The sequence below is a fragment of the Microbispora sp. ATCC PTA-5024 genome, from assembly GCF_000511135.2.
GTDB classification, from domain to species: Bacteria; Actinomycetota; Actinomycetes; order Streptosporangiales; family Streptosporangiaceae; genus Microbispora; species Microbispora corallina.
This window is the reverse complement of sequence record NZ_KI866522.1, coordinates 1,564,571-1,583,373: the sequence shown is the minus strand read 5'-3', so window position 1 is coordinate 1,583,373 and position 18,803 is coordinate 1,564,571. Positions and strand designations below refer to the sequence as shown.

Sequence of the window (18,803 nt, the reverse complement as noted above, 5' to 3'; positions counted from 1 at the left end):
ACTCCCCTTACAGTTGACGGCCGTCAAGGTCGACTGAGGTTTCACTTCGCATCGCCAGAAACGGAGCGTGAGGACCGGTGCGGGTCTTCGACAGCAACTGGATGCAGATCGCCGACTACCTCCAACGCGACGATCGCATCGTGCTCCCGGTCGGGTCGACCGAGCAGCATGGGTACCTCTCGCTCGGGACGGACGCGGTGCTGGCCGAGCGTGTGTCGGTGGAGGCGGCCGAGCCGCTCGGGGTGCCGGTCCTGCCGGTCCTGCCGTTCGGCATGGCGCCGTACTTCGTGGAGTACCCGGGCAGCATGAGCCTGCGCATGAGCACGTACATCGAGGTGATCCGCGACCTGCTGGACTGCCTGGCCTCCCAGGGGTTCCGGCGGATCGCGGTGATCAACGGCCATGGCGGCAACGCTCCCGTCGCCGGCCTCATCCGCGAATGGGTCTGCCTGCCGCGCGCCGAACGGGTGGAGGTGCTGTTCCACAGCTGGTACAACGCGCCGAAGACGGCGGAGGCCGCGTCCCGGTTCGACGACGACCAGTTCCACGGCTCCTGGCTGGAGAACTTCGCCTGGACCAGGGTCGACGGCGCCGAGATCCCCGGCGGCAGCGCGCCGGTCCTGGCGAGGTCGCTGGCCGACAACGTGACCGCGCGCGAGATGAGGGAGCTGTCCCCGGACGGCAGCCTGGGCGGGGCCTACCAGCGCAGCGACGAGGACATGCAGGTCGTGTGGGACGCCGGTGTCGCCGAGGTCCGCGAGCTGCTCGAGAAGGGATGGCTCGACCAGTGACGGCGGTCAGGGACAGGGTCGCCGTCGTCACCGGCACGGCCCACGGAATCGGGGCGGCCATCGCCGCCGCGCTCGAGGCGGACGGGGCCCGGGTGCACGGCGTCGACAAGGACACGGTGGACGTCACGGACTCGTCCGCGGTCAACGCCTTCTTCGCCGAGATCGGCGACGTCGACATCCTGGTCAACAACGCCGGCGGGGTGGTCGGCCAGGTCCACCACCCTCTCGAGGAGGTCGGCGACGAGGACTGGTCCGCCGTCGTCGCGGCCAACCTCACCAGCACCTTCCTATGCACCAGGGCGGCGGTGCCGGGCATGAAGCGGCGCGGCTTCGGCCGCATCGTGAACATCTCGTCGGGCGCGGGCCGCAGCGTCAGCCTGACCGGCATCCAGGCCTACGCCAGCGCGAAGGCCGGGCAGATCGGCTTCACCCGTCAGATGGCGCACGAACTGGGGCGGTTCGGCATCACGGTCAACTGCATCGCGCCGGGGTTCGTCCTGTCCAACCCCACGACGATCAAGCAGTGGGAGAGCTACGGCGAGCAGGGGCAGGCCGCGCTCGTCGAGGGCATCGCGGTGCGCCGGCTCGGCCGGCCGGAGGACATCGCGCACGGCGTCCGGTTCTTCGTCTCCGAATCCTCATCCTGGATCACCGGTCAGACCCTCTCGATTGATGGTGGACATGCTCTCTTTTGATTCGACCGACGCCGCCTACCTCGACGAGCTCGCCGAGTACGTCGCGGTGCCCAGTGTCAGCCGGGACGCCGACGAGCAGACCATGCGGACCGCCGCCGAGTGGCTCGCGGCCCAGCTGTCCTTCGCCGGCGGCCGCGTCGTCGCCACTGCCGGCCACCCCGTCGTGCGGGGCGAGTGGCTCGGGGCGCCGGGCGCTCCCACCATCCTCGTGTACGGCCACTACGACGTGCAGCCGACCGGTGATCCGGCCGAGTGGCGCACCCCGCCCTTCGAACTGCGCGTCGACGGCGACGTGATTCGCGGGCGCGGGGTCACCGACGACAAGGGCCCGGTCTTCATCGTGCTCAAGGTGGCGCAGGCGTTCATCGAGCAGGAAGGCGCGCTGCCGCTGAACGTCAAGTTCCTCTTCGAGGGCGAGGAGGAGATCGGCAGCCCCCACCTCCCCGCATACCTGCGCGAGCACGCGGACGATCTCGCGGCCGACCTGGTCATCTCGGCCGACGGGGCGATGTGGCGGCCGGGCGAGCCCTCGTTGTCGATCGCGTCGAAGGGCCTGGTGACGCTCGACATCGAGGTGACCGGCGCGGCCACCGACCTGCACTCCGGGCGGTACGGCGGCACCGTCGCCAACCCGGCGCACGCTCTCAGCGAGATCCTGGCCGGGCTGCACACGGCCGACGGCAGGGTCGCGGTCGACGGCTTCTACGACGGCATCCCCGAGCTGAGCGACGAGCGCCGCGCCGACATCGCGGCGGTGCCGTTCGACGAGGACCGCTACAGGGACGACCTCGGTCTCGAGGCCCTCTTCGGCGAGGCCGGCCACAGCACGCTGGAGCGGCTGTGGGAGCGTCCCACCCTCGAGATCAACGGCGTCCTTGCCGGAGGCAAGTACACGGTGATCCCGCACGTCGCGACCGCCCACATCTCCTGCCGTCTCGTGCCGGGCCAGCGCCCGGAACGGGTGCTCCAGGCGATCAACGACCACGTGCTCGCCCAGAAGATCCCCGGTGTCCGCGTCGCCGTACGGGCCGACGAGGGCGGGGTGCCCGCGTACACGATCCCCGCCGGCCACCCGGCGATCCGCGCCGCCGCCGAGGCGCTCGGGCACGTCTACCCCGGCCAGGACGTCCTGCTGGCCGTCATCGCGGGGACACTGCCCGCGACGGCGCTGTTCGAGGAGGTCCTCGGCGCGAAGACGCTGTTCTTCTCCTTCTCCACCGCCGACGAGAACCTGCACGCGCCCAACGAGTTCATGCGGATCCCCCGCCTGCGCGAGGGGATGCGCGCCTGGGAGCACCTGTGGCGGCTGCTCGCCGACGGGCCGCACCGGCTGGCGCCGGTCCGGACGGACGTCACGCGATGACCACAGGGTACGAGTCGTACGGGTACCTCACCCCCGGCGTCGACTTCCCGGCCTTCGACCTGGCGCCCGAGTTCGGCCGCGTGCCGCCGTACGCGGACGGGCTGAGCGAGCCGGAACGGGAACGGGCCGCGCGGCTGCTGCGGGACAACGTCGTGATCAGCCTGCACGACCATCCCGTCCGGTTCCCCGCGGACATGAGGCGGACGCCGGAGTACAACCGGACCGGACGCCAGCACACGGCGTTCGCCGGGCTCCTCGCCTCGGGCATGACCGTCGTGTTCGACAACATGATGGACGGCACGGCCTGCGTGACGGGCAACGCGCCGTGGCGCTGGCTCGACGTCGTCACCGACCTCGGCATGCGCCAGGCCGACGTCGCCCACCAGAGCGACGTGATCGTGATCCGGACGATGGGCGACATCGAGCACGCGCACGCGTCGGGCAAGGTCGGGCTGCTGTTCGGGCTGGAGGCGGCGACGCCGATCGAGAACGAGCTCGACCGTCTCGACGTCCTGTACGGCCTCGGCCTCCGGCAGATCGGCATCGCCTACTCCGAGGCCAACGCCCTGGGCAGCGGTCTGAACGAGACCACGGACGGCGGCCTCACCGACTTCGGCAGGCGCGCCGTCGCCAGGATGAACAAGCTGGGCCTGGCGATCGACATCTCGCACTCCTCGGACCGGACCGGCGTGGACGTCTGCGCCGCGAGCGAGCGCCCCGTGTTCATGACGCACGCCGGGGCGCGCGCCGTGTGGGACACGCCGCGGATGAAGCCGGACCACGTCCTGCGCGCGGTCGCCGAGACGGGCGGAGTCATCGGGATGTCGGCGGCGCCCCACACGACGCTGTCCGCTGCCCATCCCCGGCACACCATCCTGTCGGTGATGGACCACTTCAGGTACTGCGCGGACCTCGTCGGCATCGAGCACGTCGCGTTCGGGCCCGACACCCTCTACGGCGACCACGTCGGGCTGCACGACGTCTTCGGGCACCTGCTCAAGGTGGGCGCCGCGGCCCCCGGGGGTCCGTCCTTCGAGAAGGTCGAGTACGTCGACGGGCTGGAGAACCCGACCGAGAACTTCGGCAACATCTGCGGACTGCTCGTGCGGGAGGGGCTGTCCGACAGCGAGATCACGGCCGTGCTCGGCGGCAACATCCTTCGCGCGCTCGGGCGCATCTGGGCCTAGGAAGCGGCCGCCCCCGCGTTTCCCCCGGCACGAGAAGACACAGGAAAGAGGACCAGTGGATCCCGACGACCAGTCCCCGGCGACCACCGGCGCGGACGACCGGCTCGCCCGGCTGAGCGACGAGTTCTTCCAGGTGAAGCACACGGCCGACCCCTTCAGCGCCACCCTGCTCGGCGTCTCGGGCTTCGACGGCCTGGTGCCCGACTGCAGCCGCGCCGGCTCGGCCGCCGACGCCGCGAAGATCGCGGACATCGAACGGCGGCTGGCGGAGATCGACCCCGGCGGCCTCAACCCGGCCGACCGCGTCAACCACGCGGTGCTCGGCCGCCTCGCCTGGGGCGTGCGGTCCGATCTGGAGCACGGGCTGTGGGAGACGGCCGCGTCCGCGGACGGCTACTCGTCACCGCAGGCGATGATGTTCATGTCGGTCCCGGCGGCGTCCATCACCGACGCGGCGGCCGTGGACCGGTACCTCGGGCGGCTGACCGCACTGCCCGGGTTCGTCGACGCGATCCTCGACCGCTATCGGGCGGCCATGGCGGACGGGCGGGTCCCGACCCGGGTCGGCGTAGGCCAGGCCGTCGACCAGCTCACCGGCCACCTGTCGCTGAGTCTGGCCGACGACACGCTGCTCAGCCCCCGGCTGCCTGGCGACGTCGACGAGGACCGCGTCAGGGCGCAGGCCGCCCGCGTCGTCGAGGAGTCCGTCCGTCCCGCGCTCCGGCGGCTGCTGGCCGGCCTCCGCGACGAGCTGCTGCCCGTGGCCCGGCCCGACGAGCGGGTCGGCGTCCGCTTCGTCCCCGGTGGCGAGGAGGGCTACCGGGCCGCGGTGCGGCGCCACACCACCACGGACCTGTCTCCGGAGGAGATCCATCAGATAGGCCTCGACTGTCTCGCGGAGCTGAGACAGGAATGGGCCGAGCTGGGCGGCAGGGTGCTCGGCACGAGCGACGTGGGGGAGGTCCTGGCGCGGCTGCGGGACGACCCCTCGCTCCGGTTCGGCTCGGCGGCCCAGATCGTCGACGTGGTCACCGACGCCCTCCGCCGGGCGGAGGAGGCCCGGGACGACTGGTTCCCCTCGTACGACATCGCCGACTGCGTCATCGAGGAGATCAACCCGATCGAGGCGGGCAACGCCGCGCTCGCCCACTACCGGCCGCCGGCCGGCGACGGCTCCCGTCCGGGCGCCCACTGCGTTCTCACGACAGACCCGCGGGAGCGGTTCGTCTACGAGTACGAGGCGCTGGCCTTCCACGAGAGCACGCCGGGCCACCACCTGCAGATCGCCTCGGCGCAGACGCTGACGGAACTCCCCGCGTACCGGCGCTTCCTGGACGCCGAGGTGTGCGGCTACGTCGAAGGGTGGGGCCTGTACAGCGAACGGCTGGCCGACGAGATGGGGCTGTACACCTCGGACGTCGCCCGGCTGGGCATGCTCTCCTTCGACGCGCTGCGCGCCTGCCGGCTGGTGGTCGACACCGGCATGCACCACCTCGGCTGGTCGCGCCAGGAGGCCATGCGGTTCATGTGGGACAACACCGCCACCACCCGGGCCAACGTCCGCAACGAGATCGACCGCTACATCGCGTGGCCCGGCCAGGCCCTGGCGTACATGATCGGGCGGCGCGAGATCCGCCGGCTGCGCGCCCTGGCGGAGACCCGGCTCGGACCCCGGTTCGACATCCGCGCCTTCCACGGGACGGTGCTCGGCAACGGCGCGGTCCCGCTCGGCGTGCTGGACCAGATCGTGGCCGCCTGGATCGACTCCGCGGCGGCCTGAGCCGGCACGCCGACGCCTGCCCAGTGAGGAGTGCACATGTTCGTAGAGATCAACGGAGCGCGGCTCAACGTCGAGGTCCTCGGCGAGGAGGGCGCCCCTGTCCTCATCGCCCACCACGGCGGCGGGGGCATCGGCTCGCTGGCGGAGCCGAAAGCCACCTTCGGCCCGCTGTCCGACCTGTTCCGCGTCGTCGTGTTCGACGCCCGCGGCTGCGGCCTGAGCGAGGGCGTCCCGCCGTATTCGCACGCCCAGTGGGCCGCCGACGTCGACGGCCTGCGGGAGTGGGCCGGGGCCGACTCGATCGTGGTCGCCGGCGGCTCCTACGGCGGGTTCATCGCCATGGAGTACGCGATCGCCTACCCCGACCGGGTGCGGGCGATGATCCTGCGGGACACCTCGCCCGACTGGACCAACCTGAAGCTCGCCCATGAGAACGCCCGCAAGCAGACCCGGGTCGAGCTCGACTGGGACAACTACGAGCGGTACTGGACCGGCGCCATCCGCGACGACGCCGACCTGAAGGCCCGCTGGGCCGAGCTGATCCCCTTGTACGACTACGAGTACGACCCGGTGGAGACGGCGGCCCGGGTCGAGGCCGGCATCTACCGTCACGAGGCGCACAACTGGTGCTTCCAGCACAACGCGCCTGTCTACGACGTCAAGCCGGGGCTTCCGTCCGTCGCCTGCCCCACCCTCGTCACCGTGGGCCGCCACGACTGGGTGACCCCCGTGTCGTCGTCGGAGACCATCGCCTCCCTCATCCCCGATGCCAGGCTGGTCGTCTTCGAGAAGTCCGGGCACTCCCCGCAGTTCGAGGAGGCGGAGCTGTTCCAGCGGACGATGCGCGACTTCCTCGCCGACGCGCTCCCGGACCTCGGGGCGGCGGCCCGATGATCGAGCGGCGGACCCTCCACATCCCCGGACTTGGGCCCGAAGGGCTGGACATCCCGTACTTCGACGTCCGCGGGCGCGGGGACGGGCCGCGGCTCACCGTGCTGTCGGGCGTGCACGGCGCCGAGTACGCCTCGATCGCGGCCGTCCGCGAGTTCGTCCGGGACCTCGACGTGGCCGCCGTCCGCGGCCGGATCGTCGTGGTCCCGGTCGTGAACGTGCCGGGGTTCTGGGCCAGGACGCCGTTCGTCGTCCCGGCCGACGGCAGGAACCTGAACCGGACCTTCCCCGGCGACCCCGGCGGATCGTTCACGGAGGTGCTCGCGCACCACGTCTTCACCGAGTTCGTCCTCGGCTCCGACTACCTCGTCGACATGCACGCGGGCGACCTGCCCGAGTCGCTGGAGCCGTTCACCATGTACGAGGAGTCCCCGGTCGAGGCGGCCTCGCTGGAGCTCGCCCTGGCGTACGGCGCCGGTCACGTCGTCCGGCAGCCCGCGGTGGCGCGGACCGTCGCGGGCAGCACCTGCGCGGCCGCGGCGGACGCCGGCATCCCGGCCGTCATCGCCGAGTCGGGCCAGAACGGCCTGCTCGACCGGGCCGCCGTCGACCGGCACCTGGCCGGGCTGACCAATGTCGCCCGAACGGCCGGAGTGCTGGACGGGGAGCCGTGGCCGGTGCGCGACGTCCGGCGGCACGAGGGATGGCACTGGCTGCGCACCGACCGTGCTGGCTGGTGGGAACCCGCCGTGGCGGTGGGGCAGCCCGTGCCGGCCGGCGGGCTGCTGGGAACGATGAGCGACGTGTGGGGTGACGTCTTCGCCCAGGTGCGGGCGCCCGAGGCGGGCACCCCGCTGTTCCTCACGAGCAGCCCGGCGGTCCCGGCCGACGGACTCCTGCTCGGCCTGGCCCGCGACTGAACGCATCCCGCCCACCCGCCCGACGATCCCGGACGACAAAGGACACCTCGACATGGACGAGAACCCGACCGCCTCTCCCTCGCCTCGGACGCCGACGGTGAGCTGGGAGGGCCGCTACCTGGAGGACTTCGCCGTCGGCGACGTCTACCGGCACCCCCTCGGCCGTACGGTGACGGAGGTGGACAACGCGTGGCTCACCCTGCTGACGCAGAACACGGCGGCGATCCACTTCGACCGGCACTACGCCGGGCGCACGCAGTGGGGCAGGCCCCTGGTCGACTCGACCTTCACGCTGGCCCTCGTCACCGGCCAGAGCGTGCACGACGTGTCGATGAACGTGATGGCCAACCTGGGCTGGGATCGGGTGCGCCTGCCCAATCCGGTGTTCGAGGGCGACACCGTCTACTCGCAGTCGGAAGTGCTGGCGGTGCGAGAGTCGGCCTCCCGTCCCGACGTGGGGGTGGTGGAGGTGCGCACCGTCGGGTTCAACCAGGACGGGGTGATCGTGATCACCTTCGAGCGCACCCTCCTGGTCTACCGGAGGGGCCACGGCCCGGCGCGCACCGAGGTCGGCCCCCGGTGGGACGAGCGGTCGCTGAAGGCCGCCGGTCTCGACACGCCCCCCGTCACCCCATGACAGGGGCGTACGGGACGACGGCGCGCACCCTGCTCTTCGTGCCCGCGACCCGGCCCGACCGCTTCGCGAAGGCCGCCGCCAGCGGCGCGGACGCGGTCATCCTCGACCTCGAGGACGGCGTCGCCCCGCAGGACAAGACCCGGGCGCGGGCGGCGGCGACCGCGCACGTGTCCGTCCACCGGGCCCTGGTCAGGGTCAACGGGATCGGCACCCCGTGGCACGAGGGCGACCTGTCGGCGCTCGCCGGCGCCGCAGGGCTGGCCGGAGTGGTCCTGCCCAAGACCGAGTCGGCGGAGCACGTCGCCGCCGTGGCCGCCGTGCTCGGGCCGAGGGTGCCGGTCTTCGCGTTGCTGGAGTCCGCCCGGGGCGTACGGGACGCGGATCTCGTCGCGCAGGCGCCGGGCGTGGCGCGACTGCTGTTCGGCGATCTCGACTTCTGCCTCGACACGGGCATTCCCCGGGGGGACGGGCAGGCGCTGCTGTTCGCCCGCAGCAAGGTCGTCCTCGCGGCGCGGGCCGCCGGGCTGCCCGGTCCGGTCGACGGGGTCGAGCCCGAGATCGACGACGCGGCGGTCACCCTGGCGGCCGCCCGCCGGGCGGCGGCCCTCGGGTTCACCGGCAAGCTGTGTGTGCACCCGCGCCAGGTAGATCCGGTCCACACCGCGTTCGCGCCCTCGGACGGGGAGCTGGCGTGGGCGCGGCGGGTGCTCGACGTGGCGGAGGGGACCGGGGGCGCCGCGGTCCGAGTCGACGGCGAGATGGTCGACACACCTCGTCTCGAGCTCGCCCGCCGCATCGTCGCCCGCGCGGGGGAGAGGCCGGCGGGCGGCGGATCGTGACGAGGCGTCCCCGGCCGGGTTCGGGATGATCGCACACCGGCCGCTCGCCTTCGTGGCCGCCGCGGGGACAAGGCTCCCGCTGTGAATCGAGGCCGGGGCGACTGAGGTGCCGTGGCCGAACGGCGGCGTCGTGGCCTCGGCCCATCCGCGGTGGGCGCACCGGTGCCATTGGGGGCGCCGCCCCCTTGTGGGATAGTCGTTCTCGTCATGCGCGCCTCTGCTTCGTTACGGCTCGCGCGGTCGGCCGCGTTCTCGGTCGTCTGCGTGCTGCTGGCCGTGGGCGCGCATCGTTTCGCCGGTGGTGCCGGGCCGACGCCGCGGGTGCTGCTCGTGGGCGGGCTGGCGGTGCTGGCGGGGGCTGCGGCGGTGGCGGGCCGGGAGCGGTCGCCGTCGGTCGTCGTCGCGCTGGTGGTGGCGGCTCAGGTCTTTCTGCATGAGTTGCTGGGGCCGGCCGCGCCGCCCGCGGCGGTGGTGGTGCCCGGGGCTCATGGGCACGGTCATCCGTTGAGTGTGCGGGCCGGGATGCTCGTGGCGCATCTGACCGCGGCCTTGATCACCGGGTGGTGGTTGTCGCGGGGCGAGGCGGCGCTGTGGTCGATCCTGCGCCGGATCGGTGCGGGCGCGTTGGGGTGGCTGGCGCCGCTGCTGGCGCTGCTGCAGGCCGGTTCGCTCGTGCCGGGCCGCCCCCGGGTCCTTCCCTGTGCCGCTGCCGGGGCGCCAGGTCGTGCCGTGATGCTCCGGCATGCGGTGGTCCGGCGGGGGCCGCCTCTTCTTTCGTCGTTGTGATGTTTCTCAGGCTCTTGTGAGCCTTCCCGCGCGCGGCCGCGTACCCCTGATCGGGACGCCGTCCGTGCCGGTCCGCTGACGCCTGCCGGTCCCGGCCCCTTGCCGAGGGCGGCCGGGCGGTCCGGCGTGGCCGGATGGGCGCCCGCGCGTTTTGTGGCTTTCACGTTCGACGACGGGAGAAACCCCTCATGGCACTGTCTGCCATCACGCGCCGCGCCGCCACCGTCACCGCTGGTGCGCTCGCGCTTACGCTCGGCTTGGCCCTGCCGGCTCTGGCTCATGTCACGATCAACCCGGGGACCGCGGAGAAGGGCGGCTGGACGAAGATCGCTTTCCGGGTCCCGAACGAGCGGGACGACGCGTCCACGACCAAGGTCGAGGTCGATTTCCCGACCGATCACCCGCTGCCGTTCGTGTCGGTGCGGCCGGTGCCGGGGTGGGAGGTGAAGCTGACGCAGGGCAAGCTGCCCAAGCCAGTGGTCGACGACGACGGTGACAAGGTCACCGAGTCGGTGCTGAAGATCACCTGGTCGGGCGGGAAGATCGATCCCGGTCAGTTCCAGGAGTTCGAGGCGTCGGTCGGTCCGCTGCCGACGAATGTCGACTCCTTGCAGTTCCCGACCACGCAGACCTACTCCAGTGGTGAGACGGTCAAGTGGGCCGACGCGCCGAAGGCCGACGGGTCGGAGGCGGAGCATCCGGTGCCGACGCTCCAGCTGGTCGCGGCGAGCGGGGACGACGCCGCCGGTGGCCACCACGACGGTGGCACACCCATGCCGGCAGGGTCGGCCGCCCCCTCGGTGGCGGCCGTCAGGGAGGACGCGCACTCCTCGGAGAGCGACTCCGACGGCACGGCCCGGCTCCTGGCGGGGATCGGCATCGTCGTCGGCATCGCCGGGACGGCCGTGGGCGTGGCCGGGCTGCGCCGCTCCCGCGCCTGACCCAGTGAGGCGCGGGGACGCGGCCGGGCTGCGCCGCTCCCGCGCCTGAACCCCGCCGTCCGGAGAAGGCCCGGGGGCTTCCACGCGAGGCCCCCGGGCTCCTCGCGCACTCGGAGATCCGATGAGAATCAGAGCGCTTCTTCTGCTCGGCCTGGCATGCACGCTTCTGGCGGTGTGGGGCACCCCCGCGTCGGCGCACGACAGCCTGAGAAGCAGCACGCCCGCCAAGAACGCCGTCGTCTCCGGCCTCGATCACATCGAGCTGGAGTTCAGCGCCCACGTCAGCTTTCCTGTCGTGATCCTGCACGACGCCGCCGGACACCGCTTCGAATCGGGCACCCCCAGAACCGACGGGCCCAAGGTGACCGAAGCCGTGGCCGGTCCGCTTCCCTCGGGCAGCTACACCGTCGCCTGGCGCGTCGTCTCCTCCGACGGCCATCCCGTCGAGGGTGAGATCCCGTTCACCGTCCGCTCGTCGTCGACCTCACCGGGTCGCGCGGCGCCCTCCGCCGGCGCGCCGGCGACGGCGGCGGCCGGCGGCGGCGGGCAGAGTGGCATCCCCGGATGGGTGTGGGCCGTTCTCGCGGGACTGGTCGTCCTCGGGGCGGCCGCGCTGCTGAGCGGGAGGGGGAAGAAGCACGCCGAAAAGGACGAACCGTCCTGACCCACGTGAGTTCGCCGTGTTCCCTGCGTGGGCGCTCAGCCGCGTGTGGTGACGTGCATGGCGACCGGACGGTAGACCAGGCCGTCGGCCCAGGTCACCGACTCGGGTGAGGCGGTGAGGCGCAGGGTGGGGCGCCGGGTGACCAGGGCTCTGATCGCCTCCGTGAGCTCGACCCGGGCGAGGCTGGCGGCCAGGCACCGGTGCGGGCCGTAGCCGAAGGCCACGTGCGGGTTCGGCGGGTGGCCGGTGAACCGGTGGATGTCGAACCGTTCGGGATCAGGGAACGCCTGCGGGTCATGGTTGGCCGCGTTCAGGTTCGGCATCACGACCGTCCCGGCGGGCAGCCGGCCGCCGGGGAGGTCGATGTCCTCCGTGATCCGGCGCATGAAGGCGCTGGCGGGGGGTCCGTCGAAGCGGAGGATCTCCTCGACGGCGGTCGCCACGAGGTTCGGGTCGGCGACCAGCTCGGCCCACTGGGCCGGGTGCAGGAGCAGCCGGAAGACGCCGCGGGCGATCATCGAGGCGGTGGTCTCGTGGCCGGCCGTGATGAGAGCGAACACGGTGTGCACCAGCTCGCCCTCCGACAGCCGGTCGTCCTGGTCCCTGGCCTGGATGAGCAGGTCGATGAGGTCCTCGCCGGGCTCCGCGCGATGCTGGGCGACGAGCTCGGTGGCGTAGGCCATGAACTCGACGTTGCTCTGGTACCGCGCCTGCTCGGTGGCTGTGGAGGTCGTCAAGAACATGTCCGTCCAGCGGACGAACCGGCCGTAGTCGTCCTTGGGCACGCCGAGCAACTCGCAGATGACCTGGCCCGGGAGCTGCAACGCGTACCCCTCGACCAGGTCGAACTCGTCGCCGAGGCCATCGAGCAGGTCCTGGGCGAGTCTCGCGATCCGGGGGCGCCATGGTTCGATCCGGCGCGGGGTGAAGGTGCCGTGCATGATCCGGCGGTAGCGGGTGTGCTCCGGCGGGTCCTGGTTGATCAGGGCGTTCGGGTCGTCGTCGATGCCGATTCCGCTCACCAGCCGCGGCAGCCCGGGCAGGCGCAGATTGCGGCTGGAGGTGAGGGAGGCCAGCAGGGCGCGGACGTCCTCATATCCGACGGCCAGCGGGACGCGGTCGCCGCTCGGCATCGTCGCCGGCTCCAGCGGCCCCGACTCGCGCCTGCGGGCGAACTCCCGGGGACGGCGTGGCGAGCGGCCCCGGCACGATGTCCGGCCAGGTTTCGCCCGAGTTCAGCTCGGCGGTCATCGCAAACCCCTTTCGACGGGGCCGGGAGACGATCCACGCGAAACGTACGTAGTGGCGGGTCACCCGTCAACAGGCAGGTGTCGCCCCTCATGGGCGGCGTCGACGAGCCGTCAGCCGCGCAGGCGGTCGAGCGACTGAGGTGTGAGGTATCGCGCCGGCTCCTCCCGTAGGGCGGTGACCTCGGCGACCTGCCGCGGGCCGATGGTGACGAGGGCCCGGGGCCAGTGCGGCGTCGATGGAGGTCGAACGGACCTCCTCGACCCTGTCGGAGATCTTCGGCGCGGGCTGGACGAGGAGGCGGCGGCGGTCGCACAGGTGCTCGGCACCGACCTGGTGGAGTTCCCCGGCGGCCACAGGCAACACCACCCACCCCCGCGCCTACGCGGCCCATCTCCGCCGCGTCCTGCGAGACGCCTTACCCCTCCGGGGCCTCGCAGCAGGGCGGGGGTGCGCGTCACAAGAGCGGATGCAGACCTCAGCCGCACAGACCCGCCGCCCGCTCCTCGCGTACGATCTGGTCCACGCTCTTGGTCCGGTACTCCTTCTGCTGATCGGCGTCGGGGACGAATCGCCAGACGCCCCGCTCGTACTGGAAGTCGTACACGAACGTGGCGATGCTTCTGGCAGCCGTGACGTGGGCGTGGTCCCCGGTCACCGATACCGCCGAGATCTGGATACGTATCCCCTGCGCGATGGAGGGGCAGAGCCTGAAGCGCCGGACATAGTCGCGGCGCGAGACCAGACGCTGTGCCTCGCTCGTCCAGCGGTCCCAGAAAGGGCCGTACTGGCCGGAGGTGTACAGGTCGAATACCTTCTGCGCGGCCAGGCGGGCGCCGGCCCGCGTCTTGGCTGCGCGGGGTTACGGGTGGGCGCCGCGCTCGTTCTCACCACGAGAGGGCCGGCGGTCGCGACCGGCGCGGTCCCCGGGCTTCCCGTCTTCCGCATGAGCAGGACGGCGAGGACGGCGGCGATCAGCACCGCGATTGCTGCGATCACGAGAGCGACGAGGGCGATGGTGCGTTCGCTGCCGCGGCCGCGGCGACGTTGGACGGGCCGCTCGTCGTACAGGGGCGGGTAGGACAAGGGATTCTCCAGGTGCTGGGGGGGCTCCTGGGTGACGCCTGACGGTTCACCGGCGGTTACCGGTTGGCCGGATCCGGACGCGGTCTCGGGCACCGCAACGGCTTGATCATCGCGCTCATGGGCTAAGGCGCCGCCGACCGGGACGCGGCATCGCGCAGCGCTCGCGCGCCGAAGCGCGCCGGCCGCGACGACCCCGCATAACACCCGGGTAACGTCCCTCGCCCGACCTTCCTATCTCTCCCCAAATTCGTTATAACAACCTAACGATGTAACGACGCCCGGTCGGCGGCGGCGTACAGCGGGGAGGAGGCGACCCCCTTGAGAACTGTCGGAGCGATTTCACTCGGTGCCGTGCTGGCGCTCGCGCTGGCCGGATGCGGCGGCGGCGCGGAGGATTCCGGAGCGGCCGGCGGACCGCAGACGATCTCATTCCTTACCCACTGGGGACCCGAGCAGGTGACGGCGCTCAAGGCCGCCGCCGCCGCGTTCCACACGAAGAACCCGGATGTCACCGTCGACATCCGCGCGGTTCCCTTCGCCAATCTGCTCAGCACGCTGAGGACGCAGGGCGCGAGCCCCAACGGTCCCACCATCGCGGGCATCTACGACCTCTGGCTTCCCGAGCTGGTGCGGGACGGCCTCGCCGCCCCCGCCCCCGCGGGCGTGGCCGCGGACGTCAAGGCCGGCTGGCCGGGGAACACGGTCGACGACGTCACCAAGCAGGGGCAGGTCCGCGGGTACCCGAACGAAGTCGACCTCTACGCGCTCAACTACAACAAGAAGCTGTTCGCGGAGGCGGGCATCACGGCTCCGCCCAAGACCTGGGACGAGCTGGTCGCCGATGCCGCCAAGCTCACCAGGCGCGACGGCGGCAAGGTGACGCAGCAGGGCTTCGGAGTGATCACGAGCTGGGCCTCCGGCGCCGTCCACCCCTGGTTGTCGCTGGTGAACTCCAACGGCGGCGGGCTGCTCGACGGGAGCACCCCCACGTTGGACGACCCGAAGGTGGTGGCCGCGGCCCAGCTCTACGCGGACCTCGTCAAGAGCGGGGCCACCCAGCCGTCCATGAGCGGCGCCAACGCCAACACGACCGGGCCGTACCTCGACAACTTCGTCAACGGCAAGACCGGCATGATCATTATGGCGAACTGGTGGCAGAGCGCGCTCAAGCAGGCGATGGGCGACCGGTACTCCGACGTCGGCGTGGCGCCGGTGCCGGTCGGCCCGGACGGCACGGCGTCCTCGGGCGTGTCCTACTCCTGGCTGACGATGGTGAACGGCAAGGCCTCGCCGGCCAAGCAGGACGCTGCCTGGAAGTTCCTCCAGTTCCTCAACGGACCCGAGAGCGGCAAGGGCGGATCGTCCGCGATGGGCGACATCCTGATGTCGATGGGCATCCTGCCCAGCAGGACCGGCGACCTCACGGCGCACAAGGCCGACCTGTCCGACCCGTTCATCGCGGCGTACGTCGCCGAGCTGCCGAACGCCAAGCCCTTCCCGACCGTGCTGGGCGGCGAGGCCATGAGCCAGGCCGTGCAGAAGCACATCGAGAACGTCGTGTTCGGCAAGGAGACCGCGCAGCAGGCGATGACCGCGGCGCAGAAGGAGGTCTCCGACATCCTCACCAAGGCCGGCGCATGACGGTTCAGGCCTCCCGCACCGCCATCCGGTCGAGCACCGGATGGCGGGCCCGGGCTCGGGGGTCCGCCAGGTGGGGGGCGGCGATCGCCTTCCTCTCTCCGGCGATGGCGGTCATCGTCCTGTTCGTCGCCGTGCCGATGGCCCTGACGTTCTGGATCAGCCTGCACGACTGGTCGATGTACACGCCGCTGTCGCAGATGACGTGGCGCGGGCTGGGCAACTACACGGACCTGCTGCACAGCGACGACTTCCTGAACGCGCTCGGCAACACCCTGGTGTACGTCGCTGTCGTCCTGGTGACGACCGTCCCCCTGGCCCTCGGGCTCGGAATGCTGCTCTACTTCCCGAAGACCGCGGGCAAGGCCGCGGCGCGGGCCGCTCTCTTCTCGACCTACGTGATTCCCACGGTGGCCATCGCGATCGTCTGGGGAGCGCTCTACGCGCCCGACTACGGCCCGATCTCGCAGGCGCTGACCGCCGTCGGGATCGACCCGCCCGCCTGGTTGAGCGACCCCGGGACGGCGCTGTTCTCCCTGGTCGTCTTCCACGTCTGGCAGATGACCGGCTACTACACGATCCTTGTCGTCGCGGGGCTCACCCAGATCCCCGGCGACGTGTACGAGGCGGCCCGCATCGACGGCGCCGGCTTCTGGCGGCAGACGTTCAGCGTCACGCTGCCCCTGCTCCGCCGTACGACGACCTTCATCGTGCTGATCGCCGCGATCAACGCGATCCAGGTCTTCGACCCCGTCTACATCCTCACCCAGGGCGGGCCCGCTGAGAGCACCACGGTCCTGTCGTACGCGATCCAGCGGGCGGCGTTCCAGAACGGCATGGCGGGCCAGGCGAGCGCGATGGCCTTCAGCCTGCTGCTCGTGCTGGTGGCCGTCGCGGGGGTCGTCCTCGCCGCGATGCGCCGGCGGTCGGCGCCGGAGGCACGGTCATGAGGCGGACGGCGCGCGCGGGGACGGCTGTCGCGCTCGGGCTGGTCATCCTGGTGCCGCTGTTCCCGCTCTACTGGATGGTGATCTCCGCGCTGAAGGGCCCGGAGGAACTGCAGAAGGCGCCGCCGACCTGGTTCCCGTCCCACGTGACGTTCTCCGCGTTCGGCGAGGTCTTCCAGGCCGTCCCCTTCGGCGGCGCCTTCGCCAACAGCGTCCTGATCGCAGGGGTCTCCACGCTGTCGGTCCTGGTGACCAGCGTGATGGCCGGCTTCGTGTTCGCGAAGTACCGCTTCCGGGGCCGCGACCTGCTCTTCTGGTCGGTCGTCGCCACGATGTTCCTGCCGCCGATCGTGACCCTGGTGCCGTTGTACTGGCTGGTCTCGACGATGGGCCTGGCCGACTCCTACCTGGGCGTGATGCTGCCCTGGCTGGCGAACGCCTTCGGCATCTTCCTGATGCGGCAGTTCATCGCCGACGTCCCCGAGGAACTGATCGAGGCCGCCCGCCTGGACGGTGCGTCGGAGGCGCGCATCGTCTGGCAGATCGTCACGCCGCTGCTGCGTCCCGCGCTGGTCAGCCTCGCGATCTTCGCGTTCGTCTTCTACTGGAACAACTTCCTGTGGCCGCTGTCGATCCTGCAGTCGGACGACAAGTTCCCCGTCGTCCTCGCGCTGAGCCGCCTGCTGTCGTACAGCACGAGCGTGCAGTATCAGAACGTGGTCATGGCCGGGGCTCTGATCGCCAGCGTGCCCACGATCGTGGTGTTCCTGCTCACCCAGCGCGTGTTCGTACAGAGCATCTCCCGGACGGGGGTGAAGGGATGACGGCGTTCGTCGGCATCGACGTCGGCGGCACCTCCGTACGGGTGCTGGCCGAGACGCCCGACGGGCGCGGCGAGCTCGTCACGGCCCCGGTGGCCGGGTCCTATGACGCCTTCCTCGATCAGGTGGCCGGGCTCTGCGCGGGAGTCGCACGACCGGCGGGAGTCGGGATCGGGCTGCCGGGGACCTCCGGTGAGAGCGGGCCGCTGTTCGTCCCCGCGCTGCCCTGGCTGGAGGGCCGGCCGCTGCGGGAGGACCTGGAGACCCGCCTTGGCGCGCCGGTGCGGCTCGGCCTGGACGGCCATCTCACCTTGCTCGCCGAGGCCGCCGAGGGCGCGGCCAAGGGGGCCGGGTCGGCGGTGCTGCTGGCCGTCGGGACGGGCATCGGCGGCGCCCTCCTGGTCGACGGCCGGATCTGGCGCGGGGTCCACGGCAGCGCCGGATCGTGGGGCTGGCTGCCGGCGGACGCGCCGGACGACCGGGTCCACGGCCCGTTCGAGCAGGCCGCCTCCGGCTCGGCCCTGCGCGACGGTCCCGCCCTGGTGGCGGCGGCCCGCGAGGGCGACGAGCGGGCGCGTGACGCGCTCGACGCGTACGCCGCCCGTCTCGCCCGGGGGGTCGCGGCGGTCGCGAGCACGATCGATCCCGAGATCATTCTCATCGGCGGCGGGCTCGCCGACGCGATGGACGTCCTCGGCCCTCCGCTTCAGCGGCACGTCGCGAGGTTCGCCTCACCCGACGGCGGCCGGGTGCCGGTGCGGCCCGCCGCCCTGGGGTCCAGGGCGGGCGTCGTGGGAGCACTCCTCATCGCCAGAACGGAGGAATGGTGATCGTCAAGGGGCTGGACCCCACCTCGGGAGTCCCTCTCTACCTGCAGGTCGAGCGGAGCCTGCAGCAACGCGTCGACGACGGCGAGTGGGTGCCGGGTCAGCGGCTGCCGACCGAGGAGGAGCTGGGCAGGGCGTACGGCGTCAGCCGCGTCACGGTCCGGCAGGCAGTGGCCCGGATGGCCGACCGCGGGGTGCTGGTCAGGGAACAGGGCCGGGGCACCTTCGTCCGCGACACGCGCCTGACCGCCGGCGCGCGGTGGGTCACGTCCTTCACCACCGAGCTCGCGCAGCTCGGCCACAACGCGGGCTCGCGCGTCCTCGGTCAGGCGGTCGTCACAGCGGGGGAGGAGGGCCTGCCCCCCGAGATGCAACTGGCCGCCGACGCCCGGATGCTGCGGCTGCGCAGGCTCAGGACCGACGGGTCCCGGCCCGTGGGCGTGCAGACCGCGCTCCTCCCGCTCGACCGGTTCCCCGGCCTCGCCGACATCGACTTCACCGACCGGTCGCTCTACCAGACCCTCAACGAGCGTTATGGACTGGTCCCGCGCGAGGCCGTCGAGACCTTCACGGTCGGCGGCGTGCTCGACGAGGACGCCGCGACCCTCGGAGTGGCCGCGGGCGCCCACGCGTTCTACGTCGAACGCCTCACCTTCGACGCCCATGGTCCGTTCGAACACGTACGCAGCGTCATGCGCGGTGACCGGTACCGCGTGCGGCTGGCGTTGCGGACCCCATGAAA

19 protein-coding genes are annotated in these 18,803 nt (G+C 71.8%); 17 read left to right on the top strand and 2 right to left on the bottom strand.

Annotated elements, in window-relative coordinates:
- Nucleotides 1-77: 77 nt before the first annotated feature.
- The 12 genes from MPTA5024_RS07015 (at nt 78) to MPTA5024_RS06960 (ending at nt 11,494) form a co-directional block, all read left to right on the top strand.
- Nucleotides 78-791, top strand: coding sequence for a creatininase family protein (locus tag MPTA5024_RS07015; protein WP_036320894.1), 714 nt, complete (start codon nt 78-80; stop codon nt 789-791).
- Entirely contained in the window at nt 776-1,486 is a 711-nt protein-coding gene (locus MPTA5024_RS07010) for an SDR family NAD(P)-dependent oxidoreductase (RefSeq protein ID WP_036320893.1), read from the top strand. Before MPTA5024_RS07015 ends, MPTA5024_RS07010 begins: the two co-directional genes overlap by 16 nt.
- Entirely contained in the window at nt 1,473-2,849 is a 1,377-nt protein-coding gene (locus tag MPTA5024_RS07005) for a dipeptidase (RefSeq protein ID WP_198166987.1), read from the top strand. The genes MPTA5024_RS07010 and MPTA5024_RS07005 overlap by 14 nt, the downstream gene beginning before the upstream one ends.
- Nucleotides 2,846-4,036, top strand: coding sequence for a dipeptidase (locus MPTA5024_RS07000; protein WP_036320890.1), 1,191 nt, complete (start codon nt 2,846-2,848; stop codon nt 4,034-4,036). Before MPTA5024_RS07005 ends, MPTA5024_RS07000 begins: the two co-directional genes overlap by 4 nt.
- Nucleotides 4,037-4,091: 55 nt before the next feature.
- Nucleotides 4,092-5,816: a DUF885 domain-containing protein gene (locus tag MPTA5024_RS06995; RefSeq protein ID WP_051457795.1), complete on the top strand. Its 1,725-nt coding sequence runs from the start codon at nt 4,092-4,094 to the stop codon at nt 5,814-5,816.
- 36 nt (nt 5,817-5,852) lie between these two features.
- Nucleotides 5,853-6,710, top strand: a complete 858-nt coding sequence (locus MPTA5024_RS06990; protein ID WP_036320887.1) for an alpha/beta fold hydrolase — start codon at nt 5,853-5,855, stop codon at nt 6,708-6,710.
- A complete protein-coding gene (locus MPTA5024_RS06985; RefSeq protein ID WP_051457794.1) occupies nt 6,707-7,627 on the top strand; it encodes a succinylglutamate desuccinylase/aspartoacylase family protein in 921 nt (306 codons plus the stop codon). The genes MPTA5024_RS06990 and MPTA5024_RS06985 overlap by 4 nt, the downstream gene beginning before the upstream one ends.
- A gap of 52 nt (nt 7,628-7,679) precedes the next feature.
- The gene (locus MPTA5024_RS06980) at nt 7,680-8,264 is read left to right on the top strand and encodes a MaoC family dehydratase (RefSeq protein ID WP_051457793.1); all 585 of its coding nucleotides are present in this window, start codon (nt 7,680-7,682) and stop codon (nt 8,262-8,264) included.
- Nucleotides 8,261-9,103: an HpcH/HpaI aldolase/citrate lyase family protein gene (locus MPTA5024_RS06975; protein WP_036320885.1), complete on the top strand. Its 843-nt coding sequence runs from the start codon at nt 8,261-8,263 to the stop codon at nt 9,101-9,103. The genes MPTA5024_RS06980 and MPTA5024_RS06975 overlap by 4 nt, the downstream gene beginning before the upstream one ends.
- A 207-nt stretch (nt 9,104-9,310) precedes the next feature.
- Entirely contained in the window at nt 9,311-9,889 is a 579-nt protein-coding gene (locus MPTA5024_RS06970; protein ID WP_036320883.1) for a hypothetical protein, read from the top strand.
- A gap of 188 nt (nt 9,890-10,077) precedes the next feature.
- Nucleotides 10,078-10,830 carry a YcnI family protein gene (locus MPTA5024_RS06965; protein ID WP_084369469.1) on the top strand — a complete coding sequence of 251 codons (753 nt, stop codon included), beginning with the start codon at nt 10,078-10,080 and terminating at the stop codon, nt 10,828-10,830.
- Nucleotides 10,831-10,951: 121 nt separating this feature from the next.
- Nucleotides 10,952-11,494 carry a copper resistance CopC family protein gene (locus MPTA5024_RS06960; protein WP_051457792.1) on the top strand — a complete coding sequence of 181 codons (543 nt, stop codon included), beginning with the start codon at nt 10,952-10,954 and terminating at the stop codon, nt 11,492-11,494.
- Between the two features lie 35 nt (nt 11,495-11,529).
- Here MPTA5024_RS06960 and MPTA5024_RS06955 read toward each other — a convergent pair whose 3' ends face one another.
- Together MPTA5024_RS06955 and MPTA5024_RS06950 are read right to left on the bottom strand one after the other, a co-directional pair.
- On the bottom strand, nt 11,530-12,627 hold the full coding sequence (locus tag MPTA5024_RS06955) for a cytochrome P450 (RefSeq protein ID WP_051457791.1): 1,098 nt from the start codon (nt 12,625-12,627) through the stop codon (nt 11,530-11,532).
- A 593-nt stretch (nt 12,628-13,220) separates the two neighbouring features.
- Nucleotides 13,221-13,400, bottom strand: a complete 180-nt coding sequence (locus tag MPTA5024_RS06950; RefSeq protein ID WP_036320880.1) for a hypothetical protein — start codon at nt 13,398-13,400, stop codon at nt 13,221-13,223.
- 746 nt (nt 13,401-14,146) lie between these two features.
- Here MPTA5024_RS06950 and MPTA5024_RS06945 point away from each other — a divergent pair.
- The 5 genes from MPTA5024_RS06945 (at nt 14,147) to MPTA5024_RS06925 (ending at nt 18,801) form a co-directional block, all read left to right on the top strand.
- The gene (locus MPTA5024_RS06945) at nt 14,147-15,469 is read left to right on the top strand and encodes an extracellular solute-binding protein (RefSeq protein ID WP_198166986.1); all 1,323 of its coding nucleotides are present in this window, start codon (nt 14,147-14,149) and stop codon (nt 15,467-15,469) included.
- 104 nt (nt 15,470-15,573) lie between these two features.
- Nucleotides 15,574-16,416: a carbohydrate ABC transporter permease gene (locus MPTA5024_RS06940; RefSeq protein WP_051457789.1), complete on the top strand. Its 843-nt coding sequence runs from the start codon at nt 15,574-15,576 to the stop codon at nt 16,414-16,416.
- On the top strand, nt 16,413-17,237 hold the full coding sequence (locus MPTA5024_RS06935) for a carbohydrate ABC transporter permease (RefSeq protein WP_036320877.1): 825 nt from the start codon (nt 16,413-16,415) through the stop codon (nt 17,235-17,237). The genes MPTA5024_RS06940 and MPTA5024_RS06935 overlap by 4 nt, the downstream gene beginning before the upstream one ends.
- Nucleotides 17,234-18,064 carry an ROK family protein gene (locus tag MPTA5024_RS06930; RefSeq protein ID WP_036320876.1) on the top strand — a complete coding sequence of 277 codons (831 nt, stop codon included), beginning with the start codon at nt 17,234-17,236 and terminating at the stop codon, nt 18,062-18,064. Before MPTA5024_RS06935 ends, MPTA5024_RS06930 begins: the two co-directional genes overlap by 4 nt.
- Nucleotides 18,058-18,801: a GntR family transcriptional regulator gene (locus MPTA5024_RS06925; RefSeq protein ID WP_063794631.1), complete on the top strand. Its 744-nt coding sequence runs from the start codon at nt 18,058-18,060 to the stop codon at nt 18,799-18,801. The genes MPTA5024_RS06930 and MPTA5024_RS06925 overlap by 7 nt, the downstream gene beginning before the upstream one ends.
- Nucleotides 18,802-18,803: the final 2 nt, after the last annotated feature.